Here is a 14,815-nt window from a genome sequence, read left to right as displayed (position 1 = left end):
CCGAACCGCAGGGCGGCTTTGTATCGGGGTTGGGGGAGGGGTGGGTGCCCCCGGGGGGTTGGGTGCAGCGGTGCGGTATCGGGCGTGGCCTCGGCATCGGCCTCGGCTCTGCCTCGGCTAGCGGGGGCGGGGGAGGTCGCCGAAGAGGGAGCCTTGTTCGCCTCGGGTTTTGGCGCGGCCGTGGGGGCGGCCTAGGCCTGCGGCCATCGCGACCGCGTTGTCCCATTCCGGGTCGGCCAAATACTCAGTGTGTTTGAGGACTCCGGGGGCCCAGCGGTGGCGGCCGTCGGGGGCTCGCAGCGGGTCGGGGACCCAGTGGTCGCCGCCCAGGATCAGGACTCCTGCGTCGTCTGGGGTGGTTTCCAGGGCTCCCCATTTGCCTTCGGGGAGGTAGCCCTCGCCCAGCAGGTGGCCGTTGCTCGTTTGGTGGCGCCAGGTGGTCACGCCGCCGCCGAAGATGTCCGTTCCTCGGCACAGGGCGCGCCAGCGGCCGTCCAGTGCGGAGAACAAATCCGCCAGCGAGTCTTGGGGCAGGACTGCTGGGAAGGCTCGTTGGTAGCCCCACTGCAACGGGGATCCTGCGGTGAGGAGGCCGACTCGGTCGCGTTCGTCCGGCGGGAGTTCGGCGCACAGTTGGGCTGCCGCCAGCACGGTGAGGATGCTGCCCAGGTTGAGGCCGGACAGCACGACTCGCGTGCCGGGTTCGGCGAGGTGTTCTTTGACTCGGGCGGCCAGTTCGGGGACGACCTTGAGCGCGTAGCAAGGCGGTACGCCGGGGTGGGCGGCGCGGGGCCAGAAAGAGACCAGGTCCGCCAGCGCGCCCAGGTGGCGGCTTCGTTGCGGGGACCGGGCCGCGGAGTAGACCACTCGCAGCAGACCGGCGGCCAGGGCGCCGAGAGCGAACACGCCGATCGCCGACACGGTGGTGAACCAGCTTGGCTGCAGGTTGAAGCCGAACCGGACGACCAGCAGGGCGATCGCGCCGACGCAGAGGCCGAGGGAGACGATCACGGCCAGGTGGTGCAGGTGACGGCGTTCCCAGGCGGAACGCGCCCAGGCTCGGGCGGCGTCTTGTTCCTGCTGTTCGTCGTGTTCCATCAGTTCGACGATGGGCGGGATGCCGCGCCGGCGGCGGCGCAGGGGGACGCCGATGGCGTATCCGGCGATGGCGAGCAGGGCCATCAGGCCCAGTCCGCCGCCCCACAGGACGGTGACCAGGTCGTACGTCGTGGGCAGGGCGAGTTTGTCGACGCGGAGCAGTTTTCGGACGGCGATCGCCAGCCCGGCGCCGAAACCGCCGCCGAGGAGGCCGGCGAGTGCGAGTACCGGGGCCGCCGCCCAGCCGCCTAGCCACGGGCGGAGGCGGCGCGGGCGGTCGCGCCAGGCTGCGCGGGCCAGCAGTGCGGACGGGATCAGCGCCAGCGCGAACAGCAGCGTGACGACCAGCAGGGCGCCGCCGAGTCCTTCGACGGTGGTGTCGACGCCGGGCAGTCGATCGCCGACCGGGGCGGCCAGCACGGTCGAGTAAATGACGAGCAGGGTCGCGAACGTGAGCAAGGTCCGGCGCGCGATGACGCCGGTGTCGCTGCCGATCGCGCCTCCGATCAACACCGCCAGTGCCAGCGCGAGGGTGCAGATCCAGCCGATCAACTGCGGGATTTTCGTGGGCACGTGGAACGGTCCGCCCAGCAAAAGCAGAGAGACGCACGCCAATGCGGCGACGGCGTGCGTCGCGGACATTCCGGGCGCTTCCGGGTCGGCGCGCAAGCGCATCGGAACGCCTTTGCGGCCGGGAAGCTCGGGCGGGCGGACGCGCCAATTCGTGGACGAGATCCGATGCAGTGCGTAGACCAGGGCGAGGAGCACCGCCACGCCGACGCCGATGCGCAGCGGTCCCTTGCGCAGTTCCGGGGTCACCCAGGTGAGGCAGGCGCGTCCGGGGGCGAGGCATTGGGTCGCGACGAGGTCCAGGACCGCCGCCGCGACCTGGCTGACCAGCAGCATGGTGAGCAGCACCGCGGCGATCCGCAGCAGGCCGCGGCACAGGCCGCCGAGCCAGCGGCCGCGGTGGACCGGCGGCAGCATCCAGAACGCGACGTTCGCCAGCGAGAACGGGAACAGCAGCGCCCAGGCGGCCTTCGCGACGCCGCCGGACGTCATGCCGCTCCACAGGTAGCCTTCGACGGTGCGCGGGATCGACCGGCCGAGCGCGGGCACCACCGGACCGGGAGCCGGACGCCGCAGCCGGTCGGCCGGGCGCACCACGCGGCCGAGTTCGTCGCCGGCGACGTCGACGGTCTGGACCGTGTCGAGGAGCGTCTCGCCGCTCGTGCCCACGAGTCCGGACACCCTCATTTCGACGATGCGGGTGTCAGGGCCGGGGAGCGGGGCGGGCACGGTGATTCTCTCCTCATCCGTCCGAGTCAGGGTCGAGCCGACAACGGTACTGTTCAGGTGCCATCAAACCTTGGAGGAACCGCACTATGACCCCCGAAAGCGTTGTCAAGCGGCACGACACCCGGGGCGGCATCGAATTCGCCGTCGCCGATCTCGACGCCGCCGAGTTCGGCCGGAAGGAGATCCGGCTCGCCGAGCACGAGATGCCCGGCCTGATGGCGCTGCGTCGCGAATACGCTGAGGTCTACCCGCTGCGCGGGGCGCGGATCGCCGGGTCGCTGCACATGACCGTGCAGACCGCGGTGCTGATCGAGACGCTGGTGGCGCTCGGCGCGGAGGTGCGCTGGGCCTCGTGCAACATTTTCTCCACGCAGGACCACGCCGCGGCCGCGGTCGTCGTCGGACCGCACGGCACGCCCGAGGAGCCCAAGGGCGTCCCGGTGTTCGCGTGGAAGGGCGAAACGCTCGAGGAATACTGGTGGTGCACTGAGCGGATGCTCACGTGGGAGGGCGAAGGCCCGAACATGATCCTCGACGACGGCGGCGACGCCACCATGCTGGTGCACAAGGGCACCGAGTACGAGAAGGCCGGCGTGGTTCCGCCGGCCGACGACGAGGACCCCGAGGAGTGGAAGGTCTTCCTGGAGCTGCTGCGCGCCTCCGTCGCGGCGGACAAGGGCAAGTGGACCGCCATCGGGCAGAGCGTGAAGGGCGTCACCGAGGAGACCACCACCGGCGTGCTGCGGCTGTACCAGCTGGCGGCCGCGGGCGAGCTGCTGTTCCCGGCGATCAACGTCAACGACTCGGTGACGAAGTCGAAGTTCGACAACCGCTACGGCATCCGCCACTCGCTGATCGACGGCATCAACCGCGGCACCGACGTCCTGATCGGCGGCAAGGTCGCGGTGGTCTGCGGCTACGGCGACGTCGGCAAGGGCGCGGCGGAATCGCTGCGCGGCCAGGGCGCCCGGGTGATCATCACCGAGATCGACCCGATCTGCGCGCTGCAGGCGATGATGGACGGCTACGAGGTCAAGCGCCTGGAGTCGGTGCTGGACGAGGGCGACATCTACGTCACCACCACGGGCAACAAGAACGTGGTGATGGTCGAGCACATGGCGCGGATGAAGCACCAGGCCATCGTCGGCAACATCGGCCACTTCGACAACGAACTCGACATGGCCGGCCTCGCCCGCTACCCCGGCGTGCGGCGCGTGAACATCAAGCCGCAGGTCGACGAGTGGGTGTTCCCGGACGGCAAGAGCATCCTCGTGCTGTCCGAGGGCCGCCTGCTGAACCTCGGCAACGCGACCGGGCACCCGAGCTTCGTGATGTCGAACAGCTTCGCGAACCAGGTCATCGCCCAGGTCGAACTCTTCACGAAGACCGAGGAGTACGACAAGGAGGTCTACCGGCTTCCGAAGAAACTGGACGAAAAGGTCGCCCGGATCCACCTCGAAGCCCTTGGCGGCGAGCTGACGAAGCTGTCGAAGGAACAGGCGGAATACATCGACGTGGACGTGGAGGGCCCGTTCAAGTCGGAGCACTACCGTTACTGATCGCTGACACTGAAGCCGCCCCGGAATGCGTTTCGGGGCGGCTTTTGTCTGCACTTGAAAACACGTGATAGCTCTAATGGGTGACGTGTTATCATGGTGGGGTGAAGCAATTGATCACTCGCGTCGACGACGAGCTGCATGCTCGGCTGAAGGCCAGGGCCGAGGCTGAGGGGCGCAGCATGAACGATCTGGTCACCGAGGCTCTGCGAGGGGTCGTCCAGCAGGGCGAGTCTCGAGCCGAGTGGAAACGCCGGTTGATCGCCGAGGGCAAGGTCGCCTATGTCGAACCTCCCGCCCGGGCGGCCTCGCTGGACGACATCGAGGAGTTCTCCAGTGGCTGGGGAGCCACTGTCGGAGAGTATCTCGACTGGACTCGGGGTGAATGGTGACTGATTGTTACTATGCCGATACAAGTGCGCTGGCTACTGCGTTCCTCAAGGATGAGCCGGGGCATCGCGAAATGCGCGAGCTATTGCTCGAGGGGCCGGATCTGGTGCTCAGCAGCGAACTCACCCGCCTCGAGTTCACCAGCGCGCTCACGGCGGCGAAGCGCGACGGCCGGATCCCTGACGCCCGGATCGTCCTCGAGCACTTCGACCTGCTCGCTTCCCCGGAAGGTTCCCTTGTGCTGATCCCTTTCCGCCCGGAGCGCGTTTTTCCGGCGGCGCAGCGACTGGTTGCCGAGAACTACCCGATTCGCACCCTGGATGCTCTTCATCTGGCCGTCGTAATGAGGGAAACTTCCGAGCTGACCGGTGGGCAACCGGTTACTGTCGTCACGCGTGACGCGCGTCAGGCGGATGCGGCAAAAGCCAACGGACTCCTCGTCCGCTAACGCGGATACCGCATCGTCAACACCGCAGTAGCCACCCCGCCGATTCCGCGATAAACATGCTCCGTTTCCGCGATAAACGTATGCGTCCCGGCCGCGGAAACCGTCACTGGCGCGGAAACCGGCCCCACCTCCGCCGTCCCGGTCAGCACCGTCAAAACCTCCCGCACCCCGGGGCTGTGCGGATGCGACACCTGAACCCGCTCGTGGATCGTCAGCCGGTACACCTCCGTCACGCCCTCCGGGTCCTCCCAGCGGCCCAGCAAGGTCGCCGTCACGCTGTCGCCGTGCGCTTCGGCTACGCCGTCGTCTCCGAAGAGCAAGTCGCTCAACGGGATCGACAGCGCGGTGGCGATGGCGAACAGCGTGTCCAGCGTCGGGTTGCGGCGGCCGTTCTCCAGTTCCGACAGCGTTCCCTTGCCGAGACCGCTGTCGGCGGCGAGCGTGGTCAGGCCGACGCCCGCGCGGGTGCGCAAGGTGCGGATGCGGGTACCGACCACCGCGGCGAGGGCGCGGCCGTCCGGGGCGGGTGACGTCGACACCCGGCCTAGTCTAGTGTTCTGTTTACAGAACGGCTGGAGGTGTGCCGATGTCGGCAGTGCAAAACGTGCAGGACGCGCTCGACGAGGCGGGCGTCGAAGGACGGGCGCGGACTCTCCCGCAGTCCACGCGGACGGCGGCCGAGGCGGCGGAAGCGCTCGGCTGCCCGGTCGGCGCGATCGCGAACAGCCTGGTCTTCATGGCCGACGACGCCCCGCTGCTGGTCTTGACCAGCGGCGCGCACCGGGTGGACGTCGAGGCGCTCGCCGCGCGGCTCGGGCGCGGCCGGATCCGCCGGGCCAAGCCGGACGAGGTGCGCGCGGCCACCGGGCAGGTGATCGGCGGCGTGTCGCCGGTCGGGCATCCGGCTCCGCTGGAGACGGTGGTCGACGAGGCGTTGCGGCAGTACGACCAGGTGTGGGCCGCGGCCGGGACGCCGAACGCCGTCTTCCCGACGACGTTCGACGAACTGGTCCGGATCACCAAGGGCGCGCCGCAGCGGGTGGACGGGTAAAGCTCAGTTCCATTCCACCGCGATGCCGGCCAGCCCCGGGCCGGTGTCGCGGAAATACCCGCTCGTCACGCCGCCGGTGTCGCACGGCAATTCCTCCGCCTCGACCGGCAGCGCGTCGTCGCGGGCGCGGACCTCGCGGGTGATCCGGGCGGGCATCGCGGTGGGCGCGAACTGCAATTGCAGCAGATAGCTCGCGCACTGGTCGCGCAGCATCCGGTAGTACCCGGGGAACGTCACGGCGGAATTGTCGTGGATTTCGAAGCAGAAAACGTGGATCTCGCCCTCGGCGAGCTTCCGGTCGAAAAGCAGTTCCGTCGCCATCGTCTCGCGCGCCGGATGCCTGCGGATGCGGCCGACGCGGCAGCCTTCCGCGGTGATCAGCTCGACGTCGTCGATCCGGCAGCCGGGGTCGCCGTTGTAGACCGCGACGTACCGGTCCGGTCCGTGCCGCCGCGCGCGGGTGACCAGCCGGGTCCGGAATTTCACCTGGTGTTTCTGCTCGTCGATGGTGATCTGGTCGTGCACCGACAGCATTTCCAGGTCGGAGTTCGACTGCCGGGACGCCGGCGCCGCGCCGAGGTCGCTCATCAGCTGTTCGACGATCGCGCCCATCTCGCCCGAGCGCAGGTCGTGGAACGACGCCGCGGCCTGGTGCCCGCGCGGACGCGCCGTGCGCGGGCCGATCAGCACCACGAGCGAGTCGGAGGGCAATTGCAGCACCGACTCCAGCGCGCGGACCGCCGGAAGCGCCTTGGGCACCTCCGGCTGGCGGAGCCCGCGCTGCCAGTAGCTGAGCGTCGACTGTCCGATGTGGACGCCGCGGAGCGCGAGGTGCGCCCGCAGCCGGGCGAGCGACAGGCCGCGATGCGCGATCGCGAGCCGCAGCGCCTGGTGGAATTCTCCGGATCGCAGTGCTTCGCCGAGCTCGGGCGGCAGTTCACCCGCGCCGCGCCGGCCAGGTTCCATGATCAGTGGGCCATCCCCGTCTCGTGCCACCGCTGTCCCTTCAACGCCGCCCGTGCGCTGGGCGTGAATGCCGCGGAACGTTCACGTTAGCAGCGCGCGGTTACGGGTCCGGCCCCCGTTTGGTGTGCTTGGCCACGGAAGGGTAACCGTTCCGTGTTCCACGGCGGACCCGGAACACCCTCCTTGCCGGACGGGCATCTTGCTCGGAGTGATCGGCCGGTTCACCGTTGTGACCACCACTGGCCACGTCTAGGCGGGAGGTGCGTCGTGGGTCTGGGGAAACCGAATCACGGGGAGAGCACTGCCGGGCGGGACCGGCGGTCCTCGACCAGTTGCCGAAGGCACGTCGGACGCCTGCTGCTCCTCGTGGCGTTCACGGGCCTGGCGTTGCCGGTGTCGGCTCCGGGCGCGGGCGCGGCGCAGCCTGCCGACACCGGCAACGCCCACCTCACGGCCGTGCCGCGCAGCGAGGTGGTGCCGCGCGACGGCCAGAGCACGCCCGCGGAGCCGCACGGCGACGACTGGATTCCGCTGCTCTGCCTCGCCGGCCTGCTGGTCGCGGTGCCGGTGGGCTACTTCGGCTACGTGCGCGCCCGCCGCGAGGCGGCCTGAGCACGCCGCCAAGTATCTTTGACGGCGTGGGGCGACTGGTCGTAATCGAAGGTCTGGACGGCGCGGGCAAGCGCACGCTGTCCGAGGGGCTGACTGCTGCGCTGGAAGACGCCGGCGCGAGCGTCGGCAGTCTCGCCTTCCCTCGTTACGGCCGCAGCGTGCACGCGGATCTGGTGCGGGAAGCGCTGCATCGCGGGCACGGCGACCTCGCCGATTCGGTGTACGGAATGGCGATGCTCTACGCCCTCGACCGCAGCGGTGCGGCCGACGAGATCCGCGCGCTGCTCGCGGCCAACGACGTGGTCCTGCTGGACCGCTACGTCGCCTCGAACGCCGCGTACGCCGCCGCGCGCCTGCGCGAGCACGCGGATGGCGCTGTGGTGCAGTGGGTTTGGGACCTCGAGGTGACGCGGTTCGGCCTGCCCCGTCCGGACGCGCATCTGCTGCTGCGGGTGAGCCCGGAGGTGGCTGCCGAGCGGGCGGTCCGCCGAGCGGAGTCGGACGCGGCACGCACGCGGGACGCTTTCGAATCGGACGATTCGCTGCAGCAGCGGTGTGCCGCGGTGTACGACGAGCTGGCCGCGGCTTCGTGGCTCGCGCCGTGGCATGTGCTGGACGGCGTGGCTGGGGTGGATCTGCCGACGCTGGCGAAGTCGCTGCTCGCTTAACCGAGGGCGGCGGTGGCGGTGCGCAGTTCGCCGAGCGCTTCGTCCGCGAGTGCGCCGAACTCGCGCTGGTTGCCTGCTTCGACCCAGCGGTGGAACGCCGTCCCGAAGGCGAGGCAGCCCAGTTCCGCGGCGACCCGCGCGGTCGGTTCGCTGACTCCGCGCGCGGCGAGGGCGTCGTGCATGGCCTGGACCATCGTGGTGCGCTTGAGCAATTCGCGTTCGAGCAGCTCGCTGTTCGCGGCCACGATCGGCTGTCGCACCCGGGCCTCAGCCAGCCGCTCGCCGGTGAAAACCTCCGCGGCGGCATCCAATGCCCTGCCGACCGCTTCGAACGGCGTCGCGCCCGCTGGCGCCCCGGCAATGCCCTCGGAGAGCCGCCGGGTCAGTTCCTCCTGCCCGCCGAACAGCACTTCCCGCTTGTCGGCGAAATAGCGGAAGAAGGTCCGTTTCGTGAGCCCGGCGCGTTCGGCGATTTCGGCGACCGTGGTCTCGTCGTAGCCGCGTTCGGTGAACAGGTCGAGCGCGGCCCGCGCCAAGCGGTGGCGTGCGTTCGGTTCCCAGCGGCCCATGCCGTCCAGTCTAGGTGATGACACTGGATGACATCGGGCGTACTGTGATGGCACCAGGTGTCATCAACTGTGGAAGGACACATCATGCGGGTTTTCGTCACCGGGGCCAGCGGCCACGTCGGCTCGGCCCTCGTTCCCGAACTGCTCTCCGCCGGACACGAGGTGGTCGGCCTCGCCCGGTCGGACGCCTCCGCCGCGGTGCTCGCCGAACGCGGTGCGCGCGTGCGGCGCGGCGACCTCGACGATCTCGACGGCCTGCGCGCGGCGGCGGCCGAGGCGGACGGCGTCGTGCACTTGGCGTTCAAGCACGACCTGATGGCCAGCGGCGAGTTCGCCGGCGCGGTCGAAGCGGACCTCGTCGCGCTGAAGGCGCTCGGCGAAGCTCTCGCCGGCACCGGCAAACCACTGGTCTCGACCTCCGGAACCCTGATGTTCGCCGGGCTCGGCCGGACCGCGACCGAGGACGACCGTCTTCCTGGCGGCTCGCGGGTCGATGCGGAGAACTACGTGCTCGGGCTCGCCGAAAACGGCGTCCGATCGTCAGTCGTGCGGCTGCCGCCGTCGGTGCACAGTTCGCTCGACAAGCACGGTTTCGTGCCGACTATGATCCGTTTCGCCCGGGCGGCCGGGGTCTCGCCGTACGTCGGCGACGGGGCCAACCGCTGGTCCGCCGGGCACACGCTCGACGCGGCCCGGCTCTACCGGCTGGCCTTGGAGAAGGCTCCGGGCGGAACCGTGCTGCACGCGGTCGGCGACGAAGCCGTCTCGCTCCGGCAGATCGCCGAGACGATCGGCGCGCGGCTCGGTGTCCCGGTGAAGTCCATCGCGCCGGAGGAGGCCGCGGCGCACTTCGCGTTCCTGGCCCCGATGGTCCAGGCAGACGCCCCGACGTCCGCCGCGCGCACGCGTGAACTCCTCGACTGGAAGCCGGAACACCCTGGCCTGCTTGAAGATCTGGCCGAAGAGCACTACTTCGCTACTGCGTGAACCTCGCCGGATCGAACAGCGAGATCGGGTGCCGCGTCGAACCGTCGACCACCAGGTCGGCGAGGATTTCCCCGACCACCGGCACGAACTTGAAGCCGTGCCCGGAAAATCCGCACGCCACCACCGCGCGCGGATGCTTCGGATGCGGCGCGATCACGAAATGTTCGTCCGGGGTGTTCGTGTAGAGGCAGGTCGCCGCGCGGCGGAAGGTCGCCGGGAGCGTCGGCAGCCGGGAGCCGACGACGGCCGCGACCGCGCGCACCTCGTCGTCGCGGACCTGCCGGTCGATCGTGTCGGCGGTGCACGAGACGCCGCCGAGGTGGGCGCCGACTTTGACACCTTGCGCTGAATGCGCGGGGAATCCGTAGAACTGGCCGCCTTCAGCGGTTTCCCAGATGAAGACCGGATGATCGGCGAACGGCCGCACGTCGGCCGGTTCGAACCAATACTGGACCTGGCGTCGCACGTCGAAATCGACGCCGAGGTCCGCGAGCAGCACCGGTGCCCACGCGCCGGGGCACAGCACGAGCCGCTCGGCGGTGTAGTAGCTCGAAGCGGTGCCGACGCGCACCCCGGTTTCCGAGGCGGTCCAGGTGAATACCTGTTCTTCGTGGTGCAGTTCGGCGCCGTGGCGCGCGGCGAGCTGCAGATGCGCGGCGACGCTTCCTTCCGGCGACACGAATCCGGCGCCCGGTTCCCACAACGCCACCTCGTTTTCGGCGGGGGCGATGGTGGGGAACCGGCGCCGGATCTCGGCCGCGTCCAGGATTTCGTGCGGGATGTCGAACTTCTCCGCGGAAAGCGTGCTGCCCGCTATCGTGCGCGACTCCGGCGGTCCGCCCATCACCGCGCCGCAGCGGGTGAACAGCGACCGGCCGGAATCGCGTTCGAGTTCGTCCCACATCTCGTGCGCGCGAAGCAGCAGCGGTACGTAATCCGGACCTTCGAGATACGCCTGCCGCGTGATCCGCGAACCGCCGTGGCTCGAACCGAGGTGGTGCACCGGCGCGAACTGGTCGATCCCGAGCACCTTCTGGCCCCGGCGTGCCAGCCGGCAGGCCGCCGCGCTGCCCATTCCGCCGAGACCGAGCACGATCACGTCGTAATGCGTCATTCGCTGCTCCTCAACGGCTCCGCGGCCACCTTCGCCGCCCACCGTTTCCCGAGGTGCTCGATTTCCACTGGGGTGCGCGGCCGGGCGTCCTCGACGGGAAGCCAGGCGTAGGCGAGGTTTTTGTCGATCGTGTAGCCGTACGCGCCGCTCGTGACGTAGCCCGCCGGACGGCCGTCGACGTACACCGGCTCCCGGCCTCGCAGCACGGAATCCGTGCTGTCGATCGTCAAGCACACCAGTTTCCGGCGCACCGTCGAAGGAGAACGGTGAAGAAGCGTGTCGCGGCCGAGGAAGTAGCCCTTGTCCATCCGCACCGCGAAGCCGAGACCGGCCTCGTACGGATCGTGCTCGGTGGTCACGTCAACGCCGCAGTTTCGGTGGCCTTCCTCCATCCGGAGGCTGCGCAGCGCGTCTTCCCCGGCCGCGACGATCCCGTGCGGCTGCCCGGCCGCCCAGAGGGTGTCCCACAGCGACCGGCCGAGGTCCGCGCCGGTGTGCAGCTCCCAGCCGGGTTCGCCCGCGTCCGACCCGCGCAGCACGGTCACCGGCACGTCGCCGACGTACGTCCGCCACACCCGGGAGTCCGATGTGGACAGTTCGGGCAGCACCCGCTCGGCGAGCGGTCCCCACAGGCCGAGACAACAGGTGCCGCCGGTGGTTTCGCGCAGCCGGACCGAGCCGTCGCCAGGCAGATGACGGCGCAGCCAGGCGACGTCCCGATGGTGGTGCGCGGAGACGTGGAACTGCTCGACGCCGAGCCGGGCGACGGTCAGTTCGCTGCGCACCCCGCCGTCCTCGCCGAGCAGCAACGTCGTGGTGACCGAGCCGGGCGGACGGTCGAGCTGGTTCGTGGTCATCGTCTGCAGGAACGGCAGCGCGCCGCGGCCGGTGATCTCCAGCCGGCGCCGAGGGGTCAGGTCGAACAACGCCACCCGGCTCCGGGCCGCGACTGCTTCCGCGCGTCCGCCCGAGGCGTACCGCTGCGGCCGCGCCCAGCCGTCTTCCTCGCGAAACTCCGCGCCCAGCGCGACTTCACGCTCGTAGCAGGGCGTGGTCCGCGGCGATTCCACGGCCGGTCGCCGATGCCCCGCCGCCGCCAGGCTCCGCTCCCGCACGCGGCCGGGCGCGAGCTGCAGCCGGTCGAACCGGGCGAGGTCGACGGAGTGCAGATCGAGATGCGCTTGCCCCTCGATGAGCCAGCGCGCCAGTTCCCGCGCGACCCCGGCGGACCACGCGCAGTCCACGGCTTCGGCGACCCAGAACCCGTCGAGATCCGGATGTTCGCCCAGCAGCGGCAAACCGTCCGGCGTACCCGGGACCAGCTGCCGGAAGCCTTCCTCGACCTTCGCGTCGGCGAGCGCGGGCACCAGCCCGAGCGCGGCCGTCCACGATTCCTCGAAGCCCGCCGGAGTGAACGCGGCGTCCGTTTCGACCGGGCCCAGCGCGCTGATGCCCAGCCGGTCGACGTGCTCGCGCAGCGAGAGCCCGGCACCGCGCAGGATCGGTTTGTCCGCTTCGGTGAAGGCGTCGTTGTCTCCGGCGAGCTGGGCCAACGGCGTGGTGCGGGCATGGTCGACGGCGATCGGCACCACCGGCACGGCGAGATCGACCAGCCGGCCGAACTGCGGTCCGCGGACTCCGGCGCACGAGATGACGACGTCGGCGCGGAAGCGGTCGGTCGCCGTCACCACCGCGGTCACCCGGCCCGCGGTGCGCACGATCTCGGCAATCTCTTGTCCGGCAAGGAATTTCGCGCCCCGTCCCTGCGCACGGCGAGCTTGGGCGAGCGCCGCGCGGACCGGTTTGACGAGCCCGTCGCCGGGAAGGTGCAGGCCGCCGGACACCTTCGCGGGGTCGAGCAGCGGATGCAGCTGGGCGCATTCGCCCGGTTCGCGCAGGTAGCCGCGCACACCGGACGACGTCGCCCAGCCAAGCCGTTGCCGCAGCCGGGAAAGCTGCTCCGGCGCGGTCGCGAGTTCCAGGCTCCCGACCGGCTGGAAACACCAGCCGCCGTCGACGGTCAGCCCGCTGTACTTCTCCGCGGTGTACTTGGCGAACTCCGACGCCGTGCGGTCCGCGTGCGTGCGGAAGAGCAGCCCGGGCCCGACCGGCGCGCCCGCCGGTTCCGGTTCCAGGACCGTGACGTCCGTCCAGCCTCGTTCGGTCAGCTCGTCCGCGACCGCGCAGCCGAGGAGCCCGCCGCCGAGCACAACCACCCGCGGTCGCACTGCCATCGCGAGGTACCTCCTGCCTGCCGGCCGTCGCGGACGGCCCGGCTCGGGACGAGACAGGCATGCCGGAACGCCCCCGCCGGGGTACGGACGCGTTGCGGATGGAGATCGATGTTCCGTCTGCTGCAACTCACAAATTGCGGGATCGCGGGCGCGCTGTCAAGAGAGCCGCCGCGACCGGGGAGTTCACGCGGAAAAGTAGCCGAGCTGAGCGGAAAGCTCCCGTGCCGCTTCGGACATCGGCGCGACGATCTGCCGGATCCGCTGTTTGGACAGCCGGTAGGACGGACCGGACGCGCTCATCGCCGCGACGACGTCGCCGCCGGGGCCGCGCACCGGCACCGCGACCGCGTGCATGCCCAGTTCCAGCTCTTCGAAGGAAGCCGCGTACCCGTCCTCGGCGACGCGCTCCAGTTCGGCCGCCAGCTCGTCCCGGTCGACCGTGGTGCGCGGCGTGTACTGCTCCAGCTCGTGCGCGAGCATCCGCTTGCGTTCGGCCTCGTCCATCGCGGCCAGCAGCACCTTGCCGCTGGACGTCGCGTGCAGCGGCGTGCGCTGCCCGGTCCAGTTCTGTGTGGTGATCGCCGCCGACCCGCGGGCCTGGCTGATGTTGATCGCGACTCCGTCGTCCGCGATCGCGATGTTGACCGTCTCGCCCAGCTCCTCGGCGAGCGCCTGGCAGGTCTGCCTGCCGAGCTTCGCCAGGTCCATCCGGCCGGTCGCGGCCCCGGCCAGCCGGACCACGCCGAAGCCGATCGCGTACTTGCCGCGTTCGCCCAGCTGCTCGACCAGCCCGTGCGCCTCCAGCACGCTCAGCAGCCGGGACGCGGTGGACTTGTGCACGCCCAGCTCGCCGGCGATCTCGGTGATGCCCGTTTCCCCGTTGCGGGCCAGCAGCTCCAGGACCGTGATCGCCCGGTCGACGGACTGCACCGCGCTTCCCGTTGCGTTTCCCGAGTCCTGGTTCCGCATAGCGCAACAGTAACCGTTCGGCTGCGATCTGTTCGGCTGAGCGGGCGAATCCGGCCGCCGCCGGACGCCGGATGGGTCCGGATGGCCCAACCGGGCCGGTGATCTTGATCTTTCCGGTGGTCAAACGCGCGGGTCGTGCGCACCGGTGCGGGCGTTAGTGCGAACATGTGGTCATGAAGGCACGTGTCTTGGTGGTCGACGACGACCCGGCGCTGGCGGAGATGCTCACCATCGTCCTCCGCGGCGAAGGGTTCGACACCGCGGTGGTCGCGGACGGTTCGCGGGCGCTTCCCGCGCTGCGGGAACTGAAACCGGACCTGGTCCTGCTCGACCTCATGCTGCCCGGCATGAACGGCATCGACGTGTGCAAGGCGATCCGCGCCGAGTCCGGCGTGCCGATCGTCATGCTCACCGCCAAGAGCGACACCGTGGACATCGTGCTCGGGCTCGAATCCGGGGCCGACGACTACGTGGTCAAGCCGTTCAAGCCGAAGGAACTCGTCGCCCGCGTGCGCGCCCGGATGCGCCGCACCGAGGCCGAGCCCGCCGAATCGCTGACCATCGGCGATCTCGCGATCGACGTTCCCGGGCACGAGGTCACCCGCGACGGCAAGGCGATCCCGCTGACGCCGCTCGAGTTCGACCTGCTCGTGGCGCTGGCCCGCAAGCCGCGCCAGGTGTTCACCCGCGAGGTGCTGCTCGAGCAGGTGTGGGGCTACCGGCACGCGGCCGACACCCGGTTGGTGAACGTGCACGTCCAGCGCCTTCGCTCGAAGGTGGAGAAGGACCCGGAGCACCCCGAGGTGGTGCTGACGGTGCGCGGAGTCGGGTACAAGGCCGGCCCGCCGTGATAC

At 70.1% G+C, this 14,815-nt stretch carries 15 protein-coding genes; 8 read left to right on the top strand and 7 right to left on the bottom strand.

What is annotated here, in order from left to right:
- Nucleotides 1-117: 117 nt before the first annotated feature.
- Nucleotides 118-2,397, bottom strand: coding sequence for a hypothetical protein (locus tag SSMG_RS32140; protein ID WP_100266945.1), 2,280 nt, complete (start codon nt 2,395-2,397; stop codon nt 118-120).
- 86 nt (nt 2,398-2,483) lie between these two features.
- Between SSMG_RS32140 and ahcY the strand changes: the two genes are divergently transcribed.
- The 3 genes from ahcY to SSMG_RS32125 all read left to right on the top strand — a co-directional run bounded on the left by ahcY (nt 2,484) and on the right by SSMG_RS32125 (nt 4,791).
- A complete protein-coding gene (ahcY, locus tag SSMG_RS32135; RefSeq protein WP_009083024.1) occupies nt 2,484-3,956 on the top strand; it encodes an adenosylhomocysteinase in 1,473 nt (490 codons plus the stop codon).
- 101 nt (nt 3,957-4,057) lie between these two features.
- Nucleotides 4,058-4,345 carry a toxin-antitoxin system HicB family antitoxin gene (locus tag SSMG_RS32130; RefSeq protein ID WP_037715550.1) on the top strand — a complete coding sequence of 96 codons (288 nt, stop codon included), beginning with the start codon at nt 4,058-4,060 and terminating at the stop codon, nt 4,343-4,345.
- The gene (locus SSMG_RS32125) at nt 4,342-4,791 is read left to right on the top strand and encodes a type II toxin-antitoxin system VapC family toxin (protein WP_199786039.1); all 450 of its coding nucleotides are present in this window, start codon (nt 4,342-4,344) and stop codon (nt 4,789-4,791) included. The genes SSMG_RS32130 and SSMG_RS32125 overlap by 4 nt, the downstream gene beginning before the upstream one ends.
- Here the strand turns inward: SSMG_RS32125 and SSMG_RS32120 are convergent.
- Nucleotides 4,788-5,330: a helix-turn-helix domain-containing protein gene (locus tag SSMG_RS32120; RefSeq protein ID WP_009083021.1), complete on the bottom strand. Its 543-nt coding sequence runs from the start codon at nt 5,328-5,330 to the stop codon at nt 4,788-4,790. The genes SSMG_RS32125 and SSMG_RS32120 overlap by 4 nt on opposite strands.
- A gap of 47 nt (nt 5,331-5,377) precedes the next feature.
- Between SSMG_RS32120 and SSMG_RS32115 the strand changes: the two genes are divergently transcribed.
- Complete coding sequence (locus SSMG_RS32115; RefSeq protein WP_037715548.1) at nt 5,378-5,842, top strand: YbaK/EbsC family protein; 465 nt, start codon at nt 5,378-5,380, stop codon at nt 5,840-5,842.
- A 3-nt stretch (nt 5,843-5,845) separates the two neighbouring features.
- Here SSMG_RS32115 and SSMG_RS32110 read toward each other — a convergent pair whose 3' ends face one another.
- Nucleotides 5,846-6,808: a hypothetical protein gene (locus tag SSMG_RS32110; RefSeq protein ID WP_199786038.1), complete on the bottom strand. Its 963-nt coding sequence runs from the start codon at nt 6,806-6,808 to the stop codon at nt 5,846-5,848.
- A gap of 366 nt (nt 6,809-7,174) precedes the next feature.
- On the opposite strand from SSMG_RS32110, the gene SSMG_RS32105 reads away from it, so the two are divergent.
- Both SSMG_RS32105 and SSMG_RS32100 read left to right on the top strand, forming a co-directional pair.
- Entirely contained in the window at nt 7,175-7,420 is a 246-nt protein-coding gene (locus SSMG_RS32105; protein WP_199786037.1) for a hypothetical protein, read from the top strand.
- A gap of 26 nt (nt 7,421-7,446) precedes the next feature.
- Nucleotides 7,447-8,088, top strand: coding sequence for a dTMP kinase (locus SSMG_RS32100; RefSeq protein WP_037715546.1), 642 nt, complete (start codon nt 7,447-7,449; stop codon nt 8,086-8,088).
- Here SSMG_RS32100 and SSMG_RS32095 read toward each other — a convergent pair.
- The gene (locus SSMG_RS32095) at nt 8,085-8,657 is read right to left on the bottom strand and encodes a TetR family transcriptional regulator (RefSeq protein ID WP_009083015.1); all 573 of its coding nucleotides are present in this window, start codon (nt 8,655-8,657) and stop codon (nt 8,085-8,087) included. The two genes, SSMG_RS32100 and SSMG_RS32095, sit on opposite strands and share 4 nt — an antisense overlap.
- Nucleotides 8,658-8,741: 84 nt before the next feature.
- Here SSMG_RS32095 and SSMG_RS32090 point away from each other — a divergent pair, with 84 nt between their 5' ends.
- Complete coding sequence (locus tag SSMG_RS32090) at nt 8,742-9,644, top strand: SDR family oxidoreductase (protein WP_037715543.1); 903 nt, start codon at nt 8,742-8,744, stop codon at nt 9,642-9,644.
- Here the strand turns inward: SSMG_RS32090 and solA are convergent.
- The 3 genes from solA to SSMG_RS32075 all read right to left on the bottom strand — a co-directional run bounded on the left by solA (nt 9,634) and on the right by SSMG_RS32075 (nt 13,961).
- The gene (gene solA / locus SSMG_RS32085; protein WP_009083011.1) at nt 9,634-10,758 is read right to left on the bottom strand and encodes an N-methyl-L-tryptophan oxidase; all 1,125 of its coding nucleotides are present in this window, start codon (nt 10,756-10,758) and stop codon (nt 9,634-9,636) included. The two genes, SSMG_RS32090 and solA, sit on opposite strands and share 11 nt — an antisense overlap.
- A complete protein-coding gene (locus SSMG_RS32080) occupies nt 10,755-12,992 on the bottom strand; it encodes an FAD-dependent oxidoreductase (protein ID WP_009083010.1) in 2,238 nt (745 codons plus the stop codon). The genes solA and SSMG_RS32080 overlap by 4 nt, the downstream gene beginning before the upstream one ends.
- Nucleotides 12,993-13,175: 183 nt before the next feature.
- Nucleotides 13,176-13,961 carry an IclR family transcriptional regulator gene (locus SSMG_RS32075; RefSeq protein WP_009083008.1) on the bottom strand — a complete coding sequence of 262 codons (786 nt, stop codon included), beginning with the start codon at nt 13,959-13,961 and terminating at the stop codon, nt 13,176-13,178.
- A gap of 173 nt (nt 13,962-14,134) precedes the next feature.
- Here SSMG_RS32075 and mtrA point away from each other — a divergent pair, with 173 nt between their 5' ends.
- The gene (gene mtrA, locus SSMG_RS32070; protein ID WP_037355684.1) at nt 14,135-14,812 is read left to right on the top strand and encodes an MtrAB system response regulator MtrA; all 678 of its coding nucleotides are present in this window, start codon (nt 14,135-14,137) and stop codon (nt 14,810-14,812) included.
- The last annotated feature ends 3 nt before the right edge of the window (nt 14,813-14,815 follow it).

The organism is Streptomyces sp. AA4 (genome assembly GCF_000158875.1).
Taxonomy (GTDB): Bacteria; Actinomycetota; Actinomycetes; order Mycobacteriales; family Pseudonocardiaceae; genus Amycolatopsis.
This window is presented reverse-complemented; position numbering and strand designations above follow the sequence as displayed.